At 65.3% G+C, this 17,263-nt stretch carries 18 protein-coding genes; 9 read left to right on the top strand and 9 right to left on the bottom strand.

The annotated features are described in order from the left end of the window. Positions 1–160: 160 nt before the first annotated feature. Entirely contained in the window at positions 161–1,306 is a 1,146-nt protein-coding gene (locus AAFG16_RS45110; RefSeq protein WP_342735635.1) for an acyl-CoA dehydrogenase family protein, read from the bottom strand. A gap of 129 nt (positions 1,307–1,435) precedes the next feature. After that, entirely contained in the window at positions 1,436–2,380 is a 945-nt protein-coding gene (locus tag AAFG16_RS45105; RefSeq protein ID WP_342735633.1) for an SDR family NAD(P)-dependent oxidoreductase, read from the bottom strand. 74 nt (positions 2,381–2,454) lie between these two features. Here AAFG16_RS45105 and AAFG16_RS45100 point away from each other — a divergent pair, with 74 nt between their 5' ends. Further along, the gene (locus AAFG16_RS45100) at positions 2,455–3,123 is read left to right on the top strand and encodes a TetR/AcrR family transcriptional regulator (RefSeq protein WP_283082594.1); all 669 of its coding nucleotides are present in this window, start codon (positions 2,455–2,457) and stop codon (positions 3,121–3,123) included. Between the two features lie 7 nt (positions 3,124–3,130). Beyond that, the gene (locus AAFG16_RS45095) at positions 3,131–3,811 is read left to right on the top strand and encodes an alpha/beta family hydrolase (protein WP_342735631.1); all 681 of its coding nucleotides are present in this window, start codon (positions 3,131–3,133) and stop codon (positions 3,809–3,811) included. On the opposite strand, the gene AAFG16_RS45090 is transcribed toward AAFG16_RS45095, so the two are convergent. Continuing rightward, positions 3,796–4,773: a ketopantoate reductase family protein gene (locus tag AAFG16_RS45090; RefSeq protein WP_342735629.1), complete on the bottom strand. Its 978-nt coding sequence runs from the start codon at positions 4,771–4,773 to the stop codon at positions 3,796–3,798. The genes AAFG16_RS45095 and AAFG16_RS45090 overlap by 16 nt on opposite strands. Before the next feature lie 156 nt (positions 4,774–4,929). On the opposite strand from AAFG16_RS45090, the gene AAFG16_RS45085 reads away from it, so the two are divergent. Beyond that, positions 4,930–5,733 carry an enoyl-CoA hydratase-related protein gene (locus tag AAFG16_RS45085; RefSeq protein WP_342735627.1) on the top strand — a complete coding sequence of 268 codons (804 nt, stop codon included), beginning with the start codon at positions 4,930–4,932 and terminating at the stop codon, positions 5,731–5,733. Between the two features lie 3 nt (positions 5,734–5,736). Here AAFG16_RS45085 and AAFG16_RS45080 read toward each other — a convergent pair whose 3' ends face one another. Next, a complete protein-coding gene (locus AAFG16_RS45080; protein ID WP_342735625.1) occupies positions 5,737–6,009 on the bottom strand; it encodes a hypothetical protein in 273 nt (90 codons plus the stop codon). Between the two features lie 143 nt (positions 6,010–6,152). Then, a complete protein-coding gene (locus tag AAFG16_RS45075; RefSeq protein ID WP_283082589.1) occupies positions 6,153–7,037 on the bottom strand; it encodes a LysR family transcriptional regulator in 885 nt (294 codons plus the stop codon). Positions 7,038–7,148: 111 nt separating this feature from the next. Here AAFG16_RS45075 and AAFG16_RS45070 point away from each other — a divergent pair, with 111 nt between their 5' ends. The 4 genes from AAFG16_RS45070 to AAFG16_RS45055 all read left to right on the top strand — a co-directional run bounded on the left by AAFG16_RS45070 (position 7,149) and on the right by AAFG16_RS45055 (position 11,225). Continuing rightward, complete coding sequence (locus AAFG16_RS45070; RefSeq protein ID WP_283082588.1) at positions 7,149–8,513, top strand: FAD-dependent oxidoreductase; 1,365 nt, start codon at positions 7,149–7,151, stop codon at positions 8,511–8,513. A gap of 27 nt (positions 8,514–8,540) precedes the next feature. Next, entirely contained in the window at positions 8,541–9,545 is a 1,005-nt protein-coding gene (locus AAFG16_RS45065) for an ABC transporter substrate-binding protein (protein ID WP_283082587.1), read from the top strand. A gap of 95 nt (positions 9,546–9,640) precedes the next feature. Beyond that, on the top strand, positions 9,641–10,414 hold the full coding sequence (locus AAFG16_RS45060; RefSeq protein WP_342735623.1) for an ABC transporter ATP-binding protein: 774 nt from the start codon (positions 9,641–9,643) through the stop codon (positions 10,412–10,414). Next, complete coding sequence (locus tag AAFG16_RS45055) at positions 10,407–11,225, top strand: ABC transporter permease (RefSeq protein WP_342735621.1); 819 nt, start codon at positions 10,407–10,409, stop codon at positions 11,223–11,225. The genes AAFG16_RS45060 and AAFG16_RS45055 overlap by 8 nt, the downstream gene beginning before the upstream one ends. Positions 11,226–11,483: 258 nt before the next feature. Here the strand turns inward: AAFG16_RS45055 and gtdA are convergent, their stop codons facing one another. Next, on the bottom strand, positions 11,484–12,524 hold the full coding sequence (gene gtdA / locus AAFG16_RS45050; protein WP_283082584.1) for a gentisate 1,2-dioxygenase: 1,041 nt from the start codon (positions 12,522–12,524) through the stop codon (positions 11,484–11,486). A 222-nt stretch (positions 12,525–12,746) separates the two neighbouring features. On the opposite strand from gtdA, the gene maiA reads away from it, so the two are divergent. Further along, complete coding sequence (gene maiA / locus AAFG16_RS45045) at positions 12,747–13,379, top strand: maleylacetoacetate isomerase (RefSeq protein WP_283082583.1); 633 nt, start codon at positions 12,747–12,749, stop codon at positions 13,377–13,379. Next, positions 13,369–13,881: a MarR family transcriptional regulator gene (locus AAFG16_RS45040; protein ID WP_283082582.1), complete on the top strand. Its 513-nt coding sequence runs from the start codon at positions 13,369–13,371 to the stop codon at positions 13,879–13,881. The genes maiA and AAFG16_RS45040 overlap by 11 nt, the downstream gene beginning before the upstream one ends. A 193-nt stretch (positions 13,882–14,074) precedes the next feature. Here AAFG16_RS45040 and AAFG16_RS45035 read toward each other — a convergent pair whose 3' ends face one another. From AAFG16_RS45035 to AAFG16_RS45025, 3 genes are all read right to left on the bottom strand, one after another. Further along, complete coding sequence (locus tag AAFG16_RS45035) at positions 14,075–15,688, bottom strand: benzoate-CoA ligase family protein (protein WP_342735618.1); 1,614 nt, start codon at positions 15,686–15,688, stop codon at positions 14,075–14,077. Further along, entirely contained in the window at positions 15,685–16,839 is a 1,155-nt protein-coding gene (locus tag AAFG16_RS45030; RefSeq protein ID WP_283082580.1) for an FAD-dependent monooxygenase, read from the bottom strand. The genes AAFG16_RS45035 and AAFG16_RS45030 overlap by 4 nt, the downstream gene beginning before the upstream one ends. Before the next feature lie 191 nt (positions 16,840–17,030). Further along, the gene (locus AAFG16_RS45025) at positions 17,031–17,246 is read right to left on the bottom strand and encodes a hypothetical protein (protein WP_283082579.1); all 216 of its coding nucleotides are present in this window, start codon (positions 17,244–17,246) and stop codon (positions 17,031–17,033) included. Positions 17,247–17,263 lie beyond the last annotated feature (17 nt).

Below are 17,263 nucleotides of genomic sequence, written 5' to 3'. Positions count from 1 at the left end.
GCCTGAACGCGACGTGGTGTCAGGAGATGACTTGCGCCGGGGGCGCTTTCCTGACGCGGGTCGCTTTCGCATGACACGGACACTCCGGGCCTCGCCAGCTCTCGACGAAGATTATCACTCCCGTTTCACGTCAACAACCATAGAATGACGTCGTTGCGGACTACAACGACCTCGCGATCAACAGCTTCATGATCTCGTTGGTGCCGCCATAGATCTTCTGGATGCGGGAATCGATGAAGATGCGCGAGATCGGGTATTCCTGCATGTAGCCGTAGCCGCCGAACAGCTGGAGGCATTCGTCGGCGGTCTGCACCTGCTTGTCCGTGCACCAGTATTTCGCCATCGAGGCCGTCACGGTGTCGAGATCCCCGGCGACCAGGCGCTCGATGCACCAGTCGACGAAGACGCGGGCGATCATCGCCTCGGTCTTGCGCTCGGCGAGCGTGAAGGCGGTGTTCTGGAAATCCATCAACGGCTTGCCGAACGCCTTCCGCTCCTTGCTGTATTCGGTGGTGAGCTTGACTGCCCGCTCCATCGAGGCGACGGCGCCGACCGCCAGCGCAAGGCGCTCCTGCGGCAATTGCTGCATCAGCTGAACAAAGCCCTGGCCTTCCTCCTTGCCGAGCAGGTTTTCCGGTGGGACAGTGACATTGTCGAAAAAGAGCTCAGACGTGTCGGAGGCATGCAGGCCGATCTTGTCGAGGTTGCGCCCGCGCTTGTAGCCGTCCGCGCCCGCGGTCTCGACCACGATCAGCGAGATGCCTTTCGCGCCGGCCTCGCCGGTGCGCGCGACCACGATGACGAGATCGGCGGCCTGGCCGTTGGTGATGAAGGTCTTCTGGCCGTTGATGACGTAGGAATTGCCCTGCTTCTTCGCCGTGGTCTTGACGCTTTGCAGGTCCGAGCCGGTGCCGGGCTCGGTCATGGCGATGGCGCCGACCATCTCGCCCGAGGCCATCTTCGGCAGCCAGCGCTTCTTCTGCTCCTCCGAGCCGTAATTGAGGATGTAGTGCGCGACGATGGCGCTGTGCACGGAGACGCCGGTGGTCAGCTCCGGCACCGTGCTCTCGAGATCGTCCAGCACGGCGGCGTCATAGGCGAAGGTTGCGCCCAGGCCGCCATATTCCTCCGGCACACTTGCCAGCAGCGCGCCCATCTCGCCGAGCCCGCGCCAGGCGAAGCGGTCGACCATCTTCTGCTCGCGCCATTTCTCGGCATGCGGCGCCAGGTCCTTGGCGAGATATTTCCGGAACTGGTCGCGGAAGACGTCGAGCTCTTCGGTCATCCAGGAGGAGCGGTAGGACATGGCGGCCTCGGTCGTTGACTGCGATGAGCGCTCAGCCGTGCCATAAGGCCAGGCGCGGGCGCAAGCCCGCCTTGCTACGCCTGCCGAAGCCGCCAATGATTGTGTCTTGAGGCTGCGCCGGCCGGTGCCCTATCCCGCCTGTGCGGTTTTGCCGCCGTCGACGACGAACTGGCCGCCCGTCGTGTAGGGATGATCGTCCGAGGCGAGCACGAGCGCGAAGGCTGCGATCTCCTCCGCGGTTGCCACGCGCTGCATTCCCGGCACATGGCTCTTGGCCCATTGCGCGATGGCGACGCGCCAGGCCGCATCAGGCAGATTTTCCATGCCGGCGAGCCTGCGGATGAACGGCGTGTCCGTGGTGCCGGGGATCAGCGTATTAATGCGGATGCCGTACTGGGCATATTCGAGCGCCGCGGCCTGGACCATCCCGACGAGCCCGCGCTTGGCCGCGGAATAGGCCGAGCGCTTTGCCGTCGTGGCGATGGCGTTGGATGACGAGGTGACGACGATCGATCCGCCCTTCTGCAGCAGGTGTGGAATCTGGTACTTCATCGACAGGAACACGCCGCGCAGGTCGGTATTGATCACATCGTCGAATTCGGCCGCGCTGTACTGATGCAGCGGCTTCTCGATGGAGATGCCGGCATTGTTGAAGGCAACGTCGAGCCGCCCATGGAGATCGATCGTCTTGTCGACCAATGCCTTGACCTCGGCCTCGTTGCGGACGTCGGCCCGGACGAACGCCGCCTCGCCGCCGGCGGCCTTGATCGCGTCCTCCACCTTTGCCCCGCGCTCGACATTGCGCCCGCAGAACACGACCTTGCCGCCTTCGGCGGCGAACATCAGCGCGGCGGCGCGGCCGATGCCGGAGGTGCCGCCCGTGACGATGACGACCTTGTCGGTGAAACGCTGGCGGCCGCTCGGCTTCTGCTGCGGCAGCGCCGCGCCTTGGCCGAGCGCGATGCCGCCGGCAAGGCCGCCGACGGCGCTTGCGAGCATGCCGAGAACGGCGCCGCCGACCAGATGGCGCCGTTTCACCGGCGAGGTCGCGGTGCCAGGCTGCATTTCGGTCATTTCGAACTCCGGGAAATCAATCTAAACAGTGTTAAGATGCATAGCTCTCAATCTGAACAGTGTCAAGTTCTCGCATGACGAAACCGATCGCGCCCGCGCGCGCCAAGCCGAATAGCAAGGTTCCGAAGCCGGAAGCCGGCTACCATCATGGTGAGCTGCAGGAAGCCCTGATCGCCGCCAGCGAAGCCATTCTCGCCGAGCACGGTGCCGAAGGGTTCACCCTGCGCGAGGCCGCCCGCCGCGCCGGCGTGTCCCCGGCCGCGCCGTCGCATCATTTCGGCAATGCGCAGGGTCTTTTGACCGAGGTGGCGATCCGCGGTTATGACGCGCTTGCCGGCGCGCTGCGGGATGCTGCGTCCCGCAAGCAGGATGCGCGCGGAAAGCTCCACGCCCAGGGCCTCGCCTATGTCGAATTCGCGCTAAAACATCCCGGCCGCTTCCAGATGATGTTTGCCAACAAGCGCCTCGTCGCCGACGATCCGCGTCTCAGGCAGGCGAGCCGGGCGGCCGGCCGCGAGTTCGAGATCATCATCGCCGAGCTCGTTGGTGGGACACCCAGGCAGGCGAAGACCGCGGCCGCAGCCGCCTGGTCGACCGTTCACGGCTTTGCCAAGCTTGCCCTCGAAGATAAATTCGGTCCAGTGAAGAGCGACGCCGGATACCGCGAGATCATGACGACGCTCAATCACGTCCTGAACTATCTCTGGCCACCGGGCGGCGCGGCCCGGAAGATCGAGGGGTGAACGCGTCGTGACGGTCAAGGTGACAGAGCTCAAGCTCGATATCGAGCGCAACGGCACGGTCTCGGCGATCCTGACGCAGCCGGACCACGCGCGCGCCTGCTACGTGCTGGCGCATGGCGCCGGCGCCGACATGCGGCATTCCTTTATGGAGAAGATCGCGGCCGGCTTGGCGGACCGCGGCATCGCGACGTTCCGATTCAATTTCCCCTATATGGAAGAGAAGAAGGGGCGTCCCGACGCGCCGGCGGTCGCGCACGCCGCGGTCCGTGCAGCGGTCACGGAGGCGGCCCGGCTCTGCCCCGGATTGAAGCTCGTTGCGGGCGGAAAGTCCTTCGGCGGGCGCATGACCTCGCAGGCGCAGTCGAAGGCGCCGCTGCCGGGCGTAAAGGGGCTCGCCTTCCTCGGCTTTCCCCTGCATGCCGACAAGAAGCCGTCGTCCGAGCGTGCCCAGCACCTCGCCCAAGTCGCGATCCCCATGCTGTTCCTGCAAGGCACGCGCGATGGGCTTGCTGACCTCAGCTACCTCAAACCGGTGACCCAAACGCTGGGTGGGAAGGCGACCCTGCACGAGATCGAAGGCGGCGATCATTCCTTCGCGGTGCTGAAAAAGTCCGGCCGGACCGATGATGAGGCCCTCACCGAGGTGCTCGACACGCTTGCGGCCTGGATCGATCAACTCGCCGAATAAAGCCCCTTGTCGCGCGCCTTCTGGATCGCGAGCGCGGCGATCAGGTCGAGCGTCGGCGTCGACAGGCCGGCGGTACGCGCGAAGGCGGCGGGGGCCTTCACCAGCACGTCGATCTCCATGGCGCGGCCGAGCTCGTAATCCTGCAGCAGCGACGGCTTGTGGTTGGGGGCGGGGCCGCTGCGGGTCACCCGCTTGACCTCGGGGATGAAGTGCTGGGCGATGTCGTTGGCCTCGTTCAGCATGCGCGGGATGACGTCGGCGAAGGCGGGATCGTCGCGCACGCCGCGCGCGGTCTGCCCGGTGAGCAGGCACAGCACCGAGAGCGACATGTTGGTCAGCAGCTTTGACCAGATCGCCTCGCGGATCTCGGCCACCGGCGGCGATTCCAGCCGCGCGTCGTTGAAGACGCTGCGGAGCTTGGTGATGCGCTCGCAATTGCGGTCGTCACATTCGCCGATCAGGAGGCGATTGCGGTCCGGCGTCAGGTTCTGCACCACGCCGGGTGCGGTTACCTCGTTGGACGAGAAGATGACGCCGCCGATGATCCGCTCCTTCGGGATGCAGGCGCGCAGCCGCCCGCCGGGATCGAGAAAGGAGATGTCCGGCGGGGTCGGATGCCGCGGCGGCAGGCCGATGCCATACCACCAGGGAATGCCGTTCTGCGCGAACACGATGGCGGTGTCGTCCTGGAGCAGCGGCTTGATGCTGGACACCAGTCCCGTCAGTGCGGTCGCCTTCAGCGTCGAGATCACGACGTCCTGCGGGCCGAGCTGGGCCGGATCGCCCGACGCGTTCACCTTGGCACTGACCTCGGAATCGCCGACGCGCAGCTTGAGGCCGTGCGCCCGCACCGCCTCCAGATGCGCCCCCCGCATGACGCAACTGACCTCATGGCCGGCGCGCGCCAACCTGACCGCGATGTGGCTGCCGACGGCGCCCGCGCCGAAAATGCAGATGCGCATGTAATGTCCCGTCCCTGATCCCTCGGATGCCGCCCGCCGGCAGCATGACACAAGCCGCCATGCGATGGGCGCGACCGCCCCACGCTGGAAAGATATGGATCGGGATGCGTTGCCTCGGCCATAGTGCGCGCGAAACGAATGACCGGAGGATCGCCGATGACTGCCAGCCCCGTCCTGTGGACCCTCGATGCGCGTGGGGTCGCGACCGTCACGTTGAACCGGCCGGAGGTGAACAACGCCTATGACGGCGCCTTGATATCAGGCGTGCTCGCGGCCATGGACGAGCTCGGCAAGAAGCCCAACCTGCGGGTGGTCGTTCTCAGGGGCAACGGCAAGCATTTTCAGGCCGGCGCCGACCTCAAATGGATCAACGGCGTACGGCCGCAATCGCCCGAGGCCAACGAGGCGGCCTCGCGTGCGACCTTCGAGGCGGTGCAGCGGCTCAACACCTTGCCGATCCCGACGGTGGCGCTGGTGCAGGGCGGCTGCTTTGGCGGCGGTACCGGCGTGATTGCCGCCTGCGACCTCGTGATTGCCGCCGACAACGCCCTGTTCTCCATCACCGAGGTGCGCTGGGGCCTGACCGCCGCGATCATCATCCCGCAGCTTTGCGACGCCATTAGTGTACGGCAAGTCCGCCGCTACGCGCTCACCGGCGAGCGCTTCGGCGCCGAGGACGCCCGCCGCATCGGCCTCGTCCACGAAGTGGTGCCGCTCGCCGAGCTCGAAGCCGCAGGCACCAAGGTGGTCGAGCAGCTGCTCGCCAACGGTCCGGAGGCGATGGCCGAGACCAAGCGGCTCGCGCTGGAGAGCTCGTTCGGTGGCATGGCGGTGGACGATGCCGCCTACAAGCGGCTCGTGCACCTGCATTCGGTCAAGCGCCAGAGCGCAGAGGCGGCGGAAGGGCTGGCCTCGTTCGCGGAGAAGCGGGCGGCGAACTGGGGCGGCGGCAAAGACTGAACGTCAGCAGCCGCGACAGATGTTGTTGATGCTGCGATAGACCGCGTCATCGTCCTGCCGCATCTGGCGCAGCGTTTCGAGCGTCTTGCTCTCGTCGGTCGGCGCCGCGGGCTTGCGCTTCGCCGCGAGCTCTCCCTCCTGCCGCTTGTAGCAGGCCTCGCGATCCGGCTTGGCCTGGATGAAGCGGCAGTTTTGCTCCAGCGCTGCGGCGGGAGCAGTGGAGATCGCGAGAGCGATCAGGCTGGCAAAAGCGTATTTCATAACTATCGGATCCATGGCGGCCCTTCTCTCAGCTCCGCTGATCGAGGGCAACCGTCATCTTGTGACAGCGGCGCGACGGCGTGTAGCCCGGATGGAGCGAAGCGTAATCCGGGGTCCCCGCATTGCGCTGCGCTCCATGCGGGCTACGGCATCGCAATTCACAGCGACGGCGCCAATGACGTCTTGAGCAGCGTCAGCAGCGCCTGCACCGCGGCCGCATTGCGCCGGCGTTCGGGGATCGCGGCCTTCACCCACAATTCCGGAATCGGAAAGTCGCGCAGCACCGGCTTCAGGGTGCCGTCACGCAAGGCATCCGCGACCAGATAATGCGACATCAGTGTGATGCCGTTGCCGGCGATCGCGCTGCGCACCAGCACGTGTCCCTCGTTGGAGGAGAGCAGCGGGCTGACCTGGATGCTGATGCGGCCGCGCGGTCCGTCGAAGATCCATTCTGGCCCCGTCGGCATGAAACTGAGGCAGCGATGCTCGACGAGGTCGCGCGGATGCTTTGGCGTGCCGTGCTTCTTCAAGTAAGCGGGTGCGGCGCAGAGCAGCCGCTTCAGCGGACACAGCGGCTCGTCGACCACGCCGCCGAAGGAGTGCGGGAAGGCGCCGATGGCGATGTCGAAACCTTCAGTGACGGGATCGACCGGGCGGTCGATCAGCACGATCTCGAGCTTAAGGCGCGGGTTCTGGGTCTGGAACGCGCTGAAGGCGTCGGCGAGCCGCGCCACCGTCAGCGAGGTCGGCGCCTTGATGCGCAGGTGATCGACGAGGTCGTGGCCCTTCTCGCCCATGCGCGAGAGCAGATCTGTTGCATCGGTCACGACGCCGCGCGCGCGATGCACGTAGCGCTGGCCGGCTTCGGTGAGACGCAATTGCCGGGTCGAGCGGTGAAACAGCGGCGTGCCTATCCGCGCCTCCAGCTGCGTAACGCGCTTCGCGACAACCGAGGTCGAGACATTGAGCTTGCGCGCGGCAGCGGAGAAGCCGGCGGCATCGGCGGTGGCGAGGAAGGCCTGCAGGTTCACGAGGATGTCCATGTCGACCTTTCTCGATTCGCGAAAGCTGATCGCGTATTTTGGTGGATTGTAGCTCGCTGCGCGTTAATTCATAGTCGCCTGCAAGCAAGGAATTTTGGGAAGGGACGCGCAATGCGGGCCATGATCGAAGAACCGGCACGGAAGGTGCCGCTCTATGGCGAATATGAAGTCGTCGTCCTCGGCGGCGGACCGGCCGGCATCGTCGCTGCGGCCTCCGCGGCGCGGGCGGGGCGCAAGACGCTGCTGATCGAGCGCTACGGTTTTCTCGGCGGCATGGGCACCGCCGCCGGCGTCACCAATTTTTGCGGCCTGCATGGCAATGTCTACGGCAAGGCCCACCGCCTGGTGCAGGGCATGGCATCCGATCTGCTGGCGCGGATCGACCGCTTAGGCGGTCTCAACACGCCGCACCTGATCCTCGGCAAGGTGTTTGCGCAGGCCTATGACACCGCGGCCTACAAGATCGCAGCGGATCAGCTGCTCGCAAGCCACAAGGTGCACATTCTCTTCCATGCCCTCGGCGCCGGCGTGGTGATGGGCAATAACAGTCGCATCGACGCGCTGCTGGTCGAGACCAAGGCTGGCCGGCAGGCCGTGCGCGCCGAGATCTTCATCGATTGCTCCGGCGACGGCGATCTCGCGGTCTGGGCCGGCGCGCCGTTCGAGATCGGCGACGAGCACGGTCATCCGCTCTATCCGTCGATGATGCTCCGCCTCAACGGCATCGATCCCGACAAGGCGGGTGACGCCTGGCGCACCATTCCGCAATTGATGGAAAAGGCGCTTGCCGCCGGCACCCACACATTCCCGCGGAAAAGCGCGATCGTGCGGCCGCAAAAATCCGGCATCGAATGGCGGGTCAACTTTACGCAAGTCGCGCGTGAGGACGGCCATGCCATCAACGGCGTCGAGCCCGACGATCTCACCCGCGGCGAGATCGAGGGCCGCAAGCAGGCGCTCGCCGCGTACGAGTTCCTGCGTAGCGCCGTGCCGGGCTTTGAAAAATCCTACATCGTCGATTTGCCGCCGCAGCTCGGCATCCGGGAGACGCGTCGCATCAAAGGTGGCTACCAGCTCAGCGGCGAGGACGTGCTCGGCTGCGCCTCGTTCGAGGATTCCATCGGCGTCAACGGCTGGCCGATCGAGGCCCACGTTCCCGGCGACGTCGTCTTCACCTTCCCGCCGATCCCGGAATCGCGCGGCTACAACGAGCTGCCTTACCGGATGCTGGTGCCGGAAGGCGTCGACAATTTGCTGGTCGCCGGCCGCTGTGCCTCGATGACCCATGAGGGCCAGTCGGCGGCGCGGGTCTCCGGTGCCTGTTTTGTGATGGGCGAGGCCGCCGGTTCCGCTGCGGCGCTGGCGCTTTCCGGAAACCGGATTCCCCGCGAAATCCCCATTGAAAAATTGCAGGAAACGTTGAAACAACAGGGCGCCTTCATCGGGCGGGACCAGATGGTGCCCGAGGGCCTGTAACGGACTGCAAGCACGAGAGGAAACGGGATGATCGGAATTGCACGGCTCGCAGCTGCCGGCCTGTTGGCGATCATGGCGATGGGCACGGCGCGGGCCGATGACGTGCTGAAGGCCAAGGTCGGCGTGCTCCGCCTGTCCTCCTCAGCGCCGGTCTTCATCGCGCAGGACAAGGGCTACTTTCGCGAGGCCGGGCTCGACGTCGAGCTGAAATTCTTCGACGCGGCGCAGCCGATCGCGGTCGCGACCACCTCAGGCGACGTCGATTTCGGCGTCACCGCCTTCACTGCTGGCCTCTACAATCTCGCCGGCAAGGGCACGCTGAAGGTGATCGGCGGCATGAGCCGCGAGAAGGCCGGCTATCCCCTGATCGGCTATTTCGCCAGCAACAACGCCTATGCGGCCGGTTTGAAGACGCCAAAGGACCTCGCGGGCAAGCGCATCGCGGTGACGCAGGTGGGATCGAGCTTCCATTATTCGCTCGGCCTGCTCGCCGACAAATACGGCTTCAAGCTCGCGGACGTGAAGATCGTGCCGCTGCAATCGCTGTCGAATGCGGCGGCCGCGCTCAAGGGCGAGACCGTCGATGCAGCGCTGCTGCCGATCTCCACCGCACGAAAACTGATGGACGAGGGCGGCGCGAAATTCCTGGGTTGGGTCGGCGACGAGACGCCCTGGCAGCTGGGGGCGGTGTTCGCCTCGCCGAAGACCCTGACCAACAAGGCGCTGGTGACGAAATTCCTCGCCGTGCTCGCCAAAGCCGATCGCGAATATCACGACGTCATCCTGGCTTCGATGAAGGACGGGGTGGCGCCGATCAACGACAAGACCAAACCGCTTTTGGAGATCATCGCGAAATACACCAATCTCCCGGTCGAACAGGTGGTCGGCAATTGCGCCTATATCGATCCCGACGGCAAGCTCGACGTCAAGAACGTCGACAACCAGATCAAGTGGCTCCAGGAGCAGGGCTTTGCCGACAAGGGCTTTGATGCGAACACGATCATCGCTAAGGATTATGTGAAGGCGGATTGATGTATTCGTCGTTCCGGGGCTCGCGAAGCGAGAGCCCGGAATCTCGAGGTTCCGGACCATCTCGGAACGACGGAGCAAGGGATCGACGAGATAGAATGGACCTGATCGCCAACCACATCAGCCACCGCTTCGGCGATCTCGCCGTGCTCGACGACATCTCCTTCACCCTCAGTGCCGGCGAGGTGGTGGCGATCGTTGGTCCCTCCGGCTGCGGCAAGAGCACGCTGCTGTCCATACTGGGGGGCCTGCTGCAGCCGAGCTCCGGCGCACCCGAGCTGCGCGGCGCGCCACCGGCGGACAGTCTCAATCCGCTGACCTTCGTGTTCCAGGATTTTGCACTGCTGCCCTGGGCGACGGTCGAGGAGAACGTCGAATTCCCGCTGCTGCACACCCAGCTCTCGGCCACGCAACGCCGCGCTTTGGTCGACGACGCCCTGCGCCGCACCGGCCTGACCGATTTCCGCACGACCTATCCGAAACAGCTCTCCGGCGGCATGCGGCAGCGCGTCGGCATTTCGCGCGCGCTTGCGGTGAAGCCCGCCATCCTGCTGATGGACGAGCCGCTCTCGGCGCTGGATTCGCAGACCCGCGAGCTGCTGATGGAAGACTTTGTTCGCCTGCTCGCCGACGGTGGCATGGGTGCGGTCTATGTCACGCACAATCTCGAAGAAGCCGCGCGCCTTGCCGACCGCATCGTGGTGCTGTCGCGCCGGCCGGGTCGTATTCGCGAGGTCGTCACCGTGCCGATGACGCGCGCTGCGCGCGGCGAAGCGGCGGCGCGGGAAAAGCTGCTGGCACTGCAGAACCAGATCTGGTCACTGATCCGCAACGAGGCGATCGATGCCGAGCGCGAGGTCCAGCATGCTTGATCGCGCGGCTACACCGGCGAACGACGAGACGACGCGGCGCGTCCGCTTCCGCGGCGCCGGCTTCGTGCCCGCCTCGAGCCGCTTCGGCGGCTGGATCGCGCTCGCCCTCGTGATCGCGATCTGGCAGGTCGCCGGAAGCGCCGGGCTCGTCAATCCGCTGTTCCTGCCGGCGCCATCGGCGATCGTGCGGGCGATCTACGAGCTCGCGATGTCAGGCGCGCTCTGGCAGCATCTTTCGGCCTCGTTGCTGCGCATCGGCGTCGGCTGGCTGCTGGGCACGGCGGCCGGCGTCGCCGTCGGCTTCGCCATCGGCCTGTCCAGGCTGGCGCGCAGCGTCGGCATCACCTTCATCTCGGCGCTGTTCCCGATCCCGAAGATCGCGCTGCTACCGCTCTTGATCCTCTGGCTCGGCATCGGCGAAGAGCCGAAGATCGCGACCATTGCGCTCGGCGTCTTCTTCTCGACCGCGATCTCGGTCTATAGCGGCGTCGATGCAGTGCCGCGCAACCTCATCCGCATGGCGCAAAGTTTCAACGTTCCCTTCGCCACCATCGTGCGCAAGGTGATCTGGCCCGGCGCGCTGCCCGCGATCCTCGCCGGCTTCCGCATCACGGCCTCCGTGGCCCTCTTGCTCGTCGTCAGCGCCGAGATGATCGGCGCGCAATACGGCATCGGCGCCTTCGTGCTGCAGGCCGGCAATCTGATGCAGACCGACCAGCTGCTCGCGGGTGTGGTGATCCTGTCAGTGTTCGGCCTCGCGATCGGCAAGGTGATCGGCTGGCTGGAGATGCGGCTGTTGCACTGGCGGTAGCCACGATCACTGCACCCGTAGGGTGGGCAAAGCGAAGCGTGCCCACCATTCCTTCATGAGTCGCGAAGACGTGGGCACGGCGCTAACGCGCCTTTGCCCACCCTACGAGACTGCGCTCGCAATGACGATGTCGAGCAGATCGCACCCACAATTCAGGTCGTCATACCCGGGCTTGTCCCGGGCATCCACGTCTTGTTTCGACGCGGCGATACGTGGATGGCCGGGACAAGCCCGGCCATGACGGAGATAGAGCAGGGCTCACGCGTTGCCGCGATCCTCGCGAAACAAATCCAGCTTCTGCTGCACCGGCCGATCCGAGAAGCTGAACAGCACGGCGTCCTCATCGGCCTCGTGCGTCACCCAGTGCCAGCTCGGCACCACGAACAGATCGCGCGAGCCCCAGTCGAAGACGGCATCGCCGATGCGGCTGCGGCCGCGTCCCTCGATCGGGCAGAACACCGTCGCGTCCGTCGACCGATAGCGCGTGGTCTTGAATCCCTTCGGCAGCAGCTGGATGAAGGTGCCGATGGTCGGCATCGCGAAATCGCCGGTCTCGGGGTTGCTGAATTTCAGCTTCAGCCCGTGGCAGGCGTCCCACTCCTGGCTCGTGCGAGCCTTCTCCAGCGCCTCGCGGGTGTAGACATAGGGATAGCTGAAGATCGGCGACGTCTTCGAGCTCCGCTTCACATCGACCGGCAAGAGGTTGTGGCCGTATCGGGCAAAGCTGTCGCCGGCGGGTTTCGTGATCCTCTGCTGGTCCTCCTTGGAGCCTTCCGCGAAGGAGCAGTCGAAGAACTGCACCAGCGGGATGTCGAGACCGTCGAGCCAGAACATCGGCTCGTTCGTTTCATTGGAATGATCGTGCCAGGTCATCGACGGCGTGATGATGAAGTCGCCGGGCTCCATTGCGGTGCGCTCGCCATCAACGGCGGTGTGAGCGCCCTTGCCCTCGAGCACGAAGCGCAGCGCCGACTGGCTGTGGCGGTGCGCGGGCGCGACGTCGCCGGGCACCACCATCTGCACGCCGGCATAAAGCGAGGTCGTGATTTTCGATTGCCCGCGCAGGCCGGGGTTCTCCAGCACCAGCACGCGCCGCTCAGCTTCCTTGGCGGTGATGAGCTTGCCGGCCTCGGTCATGTAGTCGCGGATGACGTCGAACTTCCAAAGGTGGGGCCGGCACGCGCTCTTCGGCTCCGGCGTGATCAGATCGCTCATCACCGTCCACAGCGCGGTGAGATTCTCGCCGTCGATCTTCTTGTAAAACGCCTCGCGTTCGGGCGTCTTGGTCACGGCTTCCATGGTGCGCTCCCGTTCGATTTGTTGATTGACAGTATACTGACGATCTAGGTAGCGTCAACGTGAGGGGTGACGTACAAGGTCGTCATTCCGGGGCGACGCGTCAGCGTCGAGCTATGGTGCGCAATTGCGCACCTGAGAATCCATAACCACGATCGGGAGTATGGATTCCGGGCTCTCGCTTCGCGAGCCCCGGAATGACACAAACTAACAGGGAGGGTCTCGATGAAGCTGCACGGCTATTTTCGCTCCAGCGCCGCCTATCGCGTGCGGATCGCACTGAACCTGAAGGGGCTCGGTGCCGAGCACCTGCCGCATCACTTGCGCAAGGGCGAGCAATGCGCGCCCGCCTATCTCGCCATCAACCCGCAAGGCCTGGTGCCGACACTGGAGAACGATGGGGGCGAAGTGCTGACCCAATCGGTTGCGATCATCGAATGGCTCGACGAGACACATCCCAATCCGCCGCTGCTGCCGAAGGATCCGGTGCGTCGCGCCAAGGTGCGGGCGTTCGCGCTGGCGATCGCCTGCGACACCCATCCGGTGCAGAATTTGAAGGTGCTGGCGCGCTTGCGCGAGCTCGGCCTGGCTGAGGAGAAAGTCCAGGATTGGGCGGCGTGGGTCAACCGCGAGGGCCTGTCGGCCTGCGAGACGCTGATCAGGGACGAGAAGGGGCCGTTCTGCTTCGGCGATGCGCCGACGCTCGCCGATCTCTGCCTGGTGCCGCAGCTTGCCAACGCGCGCCGCTTCGGCGTCGATGTCTCGGCCTATCCGCGCCTGTTGAAGGCGGAAGCCGCCGCGAAGGCGCTGCCGGCCTTCGCCAATGCCGCGCCGGAGAAGCAGCCCGATGCCGAGTAAGCCTGCCGCTCCGATCACGATCGACGCGGTCTATGCCGCGCCGGGCTATCTGTTCCGGCGCATGCAGCAGATCGCGGTCTCGATCTTCATGGAGGAGTGCAGGGCGTTCGACCTTACGCCGGTGCAATACGCCGCTCTGATCGCGATCCACACCCATCCCGGCATCGACGCGACGCGGCTGTCGGCGGTGATCGCGTTCGATCGCTCGACGCTCGGCAGCGTGATCGAGCGGCTCCAGGCCAAGGAGTTTGTCGAGCGCAAGTCGGCGCCCGAGGACAAGCGGATCAAGCTGCTCTATCTGACCAAGGCCGGCGTCGCGATCCTGCGCGAGATCATCCCCGCCGTCGAGCGCGCCCAGGCCCGCATGCTGGAGCCGCTCAAGCCCGCCGATCGCAAGACGCTGATGGGACTGATGTCGCAGCTCGTCGATCTCAACAACGAGGCCTCGCGCGTGCCGCTGCGGGCCGAGGATGCGCTGGAGCATCTGGGCAAGGGCGGGTGAGTAAAGCGCTGTTGTTGCAACAATAACGATGTCATTCCCCGCGAAGGCGGGCGATGACAGCCCAGCGCGAGATCTCGTAGGGTGGGCAAAGGCGCCCTGGCGCCGTGCCCACCACCTCACACTGGAGAGAAGCGGTGGGCACGCTTCGCTTTGCCCACCCTACGATTGCGGTGCGCGGAACTCCGTCCTTACCTCACATCCGCAACAACGCCTGCCGGTCGATCTTCCCCGTGCCGGTCTTCGGCAGCTCGTCGATGAAGATCACCTCGCGCGGATATTTGTAGGGCAGCAGCTTGCCCTTCACGTAGTCCTGCAGCCGCCGTGTCGCCTCGCCCTGGTCCGCTGCGCGGTCGTTCATCACCACCACCGCCTTCAGCGTCATGCGCCGGTCCGGCAGCTCGGCGGCGAACACGGCACATTCGCGGATATCAGGGTGATCGGCGAGGCACAACTCGACCTCGAGCGGATAGACCCACTGGCCGGAGATCTTGATGAGATCATCGGCGCGGCCGCGGAAGAAATGGAAGCCGTCGGCATCGCGCACGAAACGGTCGCCGGTGTAGATCCAGCCGCCCTCTCGGATCGTCTCGGCGGATTTGTCCGGCCGGTTCCAGTACAGCGGCGTGTTGGAATCGCCGCGCACCCACAGGATCCCTTCCTCGTTGTCGCCGACATCACGGCCGTCCTTGTCACGCAGCGCGACCTCGTAGCCGGGCACGCGCAAGCCCGCCGCGCCGAGCTTCTTCTGCTCGGGACGGTTAGAGAGATAGATGTGCAGCACCTCGGTCGAGCCGAGGCCTTCGATGATCTCCAGCCCCGTGAGCGTTTTCCAGCCGTTGAAGACCTCGGCCGAGAGCACCTCGGCGGCCGAGAGCGACATCCGCAGCGACGAGAAGTTCGTTTGCTCGGCGCCCGCGGCCTTGGTCAGCGACGTGTATAGCGTCGGCAGGCCGAAGAAGACCGTCGGCCTGTACTGCTCGATCGCCGCGAAGATCGCGGCAGGCTTCGGCTGGCCCGGCAGCAGCAGCGTTGCTGCACCCGCCGAGAACGGGAAGGTGACGGAGTTGCCGAACCCATAGGCGAAGAAGATCTTGGGCACCGAGAAGCAGATGTCGTCGGGCGTCAGCTTCAACACGTTCCGCGCAAAGGCGACCTCGCTATAGGCCATGTCGTGCTGGAGATGCACGATGCCCTTGGGCCGGCCGGTCGAGCCGGACGAGTACATCCAGAACGCCATCTCGTTGCGATGCGTCGGCGCTTCCGCGAGCTCAGCCGAAAATTGCGCAAGCCAATTTGCCGCCGCGAGCGCCGCAGGCGCAGCATGCTCGCCGACCTCGCCATTGACGACGATCAGCGTATGCAGCTTCGTGTCCTGGCAGGCCTCCGCATTGAAGCGCGCGCAGAACTCGGCGTCCGCCACCGCAACGGCCGCGCCGGAATCGGCGAGATAGAATTGCAGGAGGTCCGGCGGCGTCAGCGTGTTGATCAGGAGCGGCACGAAGCCGGCCCGCACCGCGCCGAAGAAGGCGGCCGGATAGGCCGGCGTGTCGTCGAGGAACAGCAGCACCCGGTCGCCTCGCTTCAGCCCGAGCGAGGCAAAGCCGTTGCCCCAGCGGGAAGCCTCCGCGCACAGCTCGGCATAGGTCCGCGTGCCCGCCGGCCCGATCAGCGCGACCTTGTCACCACGGCTTTCGCCGAGATTGTCGAACAGCACGCGGCTGGCGTTGTAAATGTCCGGAACGGCAAAGCCGATCTCGCGCGCCCCCACGCAATCGGCGGGCACCTGGTCTCGGATCTCGTTGCTCATGCGGTCGCCTCGCCGGCTGCATCTCCGCTGTCCTTGGCGGCTTCGTAACGCGCCATGAAGGCGGGCGACATATGGCGCAGGCGTGCATCGTCGATGCGCCCGGAACGGGTGATGTAGCTGTAGGCAAAGTCCATGAGATCGAGGTGCATGTGCTGGGCGAAGTTCTCGTACCAGAAGGCCGAGGTGCGCGCTGCGTTGACGAGCTTCTCCACGACCGGCTTGCGCGCGGCCTGGTAGCGATGCAGCGCGGTCGCCAGATGCGCATCCGATTCCAGCGCCTTGACGAGGGCAATGGCGTCCTCGATCGCGAGCCGCGTGCCCGAGCCGATCGAGAAATGCGCCGAATGCAGCGCGTCGCCGATCAGCACCATGTTCTTGAACGACCAGTGCTCGTTCCAGACCCAGGGGAAGTTGCGCCACACCGATTTGTTGGAGACGAGGCAGTGGCCACCGAGCGTGTCGGCAAACACCTCCTCGCAGACGCCCTTGGACTGCTCGACGTCCTTGTAGGCGAAGCCGTAGGCCTGCCAGGTCGCGTGGTCGCATTCGACCAGGAAGGTGCTCATGTTCGGCGAATAGCGATAGTGATGGGCGTTGAAGGCGCCGCGGTCGGTCTTCACGAAGGTCTGCGACAGCGTGTCGAAGCGCTTCGAGGTGCCGTACCAGACGAACTTGTTGGAGGAGTAGGACAGCGAGGTGCCGAAATCGCCCTCGTAGGCGCGGCGCACCAGCGAGTTCAGCCCGTCGGCGGCGACGATCAGATCGTGACCGTTGAGCTGGTCGATGGAATGGATCTGGCTGTCGAACCGCGGCGTCACGCCGACGTCGAGCGCGCGCTGCTGCAAGAACCGCAACAGCTCGAGCCGTCCGATCGAAGAGAAGCCGACGCCGTCGATGGCGACGCTGTCGCCATGCAGGGTCAGCGTGATGTTCTCCCATCTCTCCATATGCGGCGCGATCGCGTCGACCGTCTCGGGGTCGTCGGCGCGCAGGAACTCGAGCGCCTGCTCGGAGAACACGACGCCAAAGCCCCAGGTCGCGTCGGCCGGGTTCTGTTCGAACAGGTCGACCTGATCCTCGGGGTGGCGCTTCTTCCAGAGATAGGCGAAGTAGAGCCCGCCGGGCCCCCCGCCAATCACGGCGATCCGCAACGTCTTCCTCCCTGATTGACAGTATACTTACTATCTGGGGGTAGACTAATGTGCTCCGGCGTCCGGCGCCAGCGGAATTATCGGCAAGGCGTGGCGCGCCGAAGTCCGCTTTCGGACAAGCGTTTTGCGCCTGTCCGAAACGACTAGATGCGAACCATAGCCAAACCGTGCCGGATTGACCACCCGGGGGGTCAGACGCAGCGCTTCACGTAGACTCCGTTCACCAGCACTCGGGTACAGCGAACCGCCGGAACCGGCTTGCGGACCACGACGGCGGCGTTGGGGCCGGCGCAGCCGGCGCGATAGACGCCGCGTGCGCACACCACTGCGTTGGCATCTTTGGCCTCGAAGGTCATGGTCGCCCCGAAGGCGAGGAGCGCGGAAGCGATAAGCAGCAATGAACGCATGTTGTCCTCCCGGTCTT

The sequence above is a fragment of the Bradyrhizobium sp. B117 genome (assembly GCF_038969555.1).
Taxonomy (GTDB): Bacteria; Pseudomonadota; Alphaproteobacteria; order Rhizobiales; family Xanthobacteraceae; genus Bradyrhizobium.
The sequence above is the reverse complement of the archived record's forward strand: the minus strand, read 5'-3'. Positions and strand labels throughout refer to the sequence as shown.

Bases quoted from the DNA above. Each gene is read 5' to 3' on its own strand.
- AAFG16_RS45080 (WP_342735625.1), bottom strand. From the start codon at position 6,009: ATGGATCCGATAGTTATGAAATACGCTTTTGCCAGCCTGATCGCTCTC.
- AAFG16_RS45090 (WP_342735629.1), bottom strand. From the start codon at position 4,773: ATGCGCATCTGCATTTTCGGCGCGGGCGCCGTCGGCAGCCACATCGCG.
- AAFG16_RS45075 (WP_283082589.1), bottom strand. From the start codon at position 7,037: ATGGACATCCTCGTGAACCTGCAGGCCTTCCTCGCCACCGCCGATGCC.
- maiA (WP_283082583.1), top strand. From the start codon at position 12,747: ATGAAGCTGCACGGCTATTTTCGCTCCAGCGCCGCCTATCGCGTGCGG.
- AAFG16_RS45085 (WP_342735627.1), top strand. From the start codon at position 4,930: ATGACTGCCAGCCCCGTCCTGTGGACCCTCGATGCGCGTGGGGTCGCG.
- gtdA (WP_283082584.1), bottom strand. From the start codon at position 12,524: ATGGAAGCCGTGACCAAGACGCCCGAACGCGAGGCGTTTTACAAGAAG.
- AAFG16_RS45055 (WP_342735621.1), top strand. From the start codon at position 10,407: ATGCTTGATCGCGCGGCTACACCGGCGAACGACGAGACGACGCGGCGC.
- AAFG16_RS45060 (WP_342735623.1), top strand. From the start codon at position 9,641: ATGGACCTGATCGCCAACCACATCAGCCACCGCTTCGGCGATCTCGCC.
- AAFG16_RS45110 (WP_342735635.1), bottom strand. From the start codon at position 1,306: ATGTCCTACCGCTCCTCCTGGATGACCGAAGAGCTCGACGTCTTCCGC.
- AAFG16_RS45070 (WP_283082588.1), top strand. From the start codon at position 7,149: ATGCGGGCCATGATCGAAGAACCGGCACGGAAGGTGCCGCTCTATGGC.
- AAFG16_RS45100 (WP_283082594.1), top strand. From the start codon at position 2,455: ATGACGAAACCGATCGCGCCCGCGCGCGCCAAGCCGAATAGCAAGGTT.
- AAFG16_RS45040 (WP_283082582.1), top strand. From the start codon at position 13,369: ATGCCGAGTAAGCCTGCCGCTCCGATCACGATCGACGCGGTCTATGCC.
- AAFG16_RS45105 (WP_342735633.1), bottom strand. From the start codon at position 2,380: ATGACCGAAATGCAGCCTGGCACCGCGACCTCGCCGGTGAAACGGCGC.
- AAFG16_RS45025 (WP_283082579.1), bottom strand. From the start codon at position 17,246: ATGCGTTCATTGCTGCTTATCGCTTCCGCGCTCCTCGCCTTCGGGGCG.
- AAFG16_RS45035 (WP_342735618.1), bottom strand. From the start codon at position 15,688: ATGAGCAACGAGATCCGAGACCAGGTGCCCGCCGATTGCGTGGGGGCG.
- AAFG16_RS45065 (WP_283082587.1), top strand. From the start codon at position 8,541: ATGATCGGAATTGCACGGCTCGCAGCTGCCGGCCTGTTGGCGATCATG.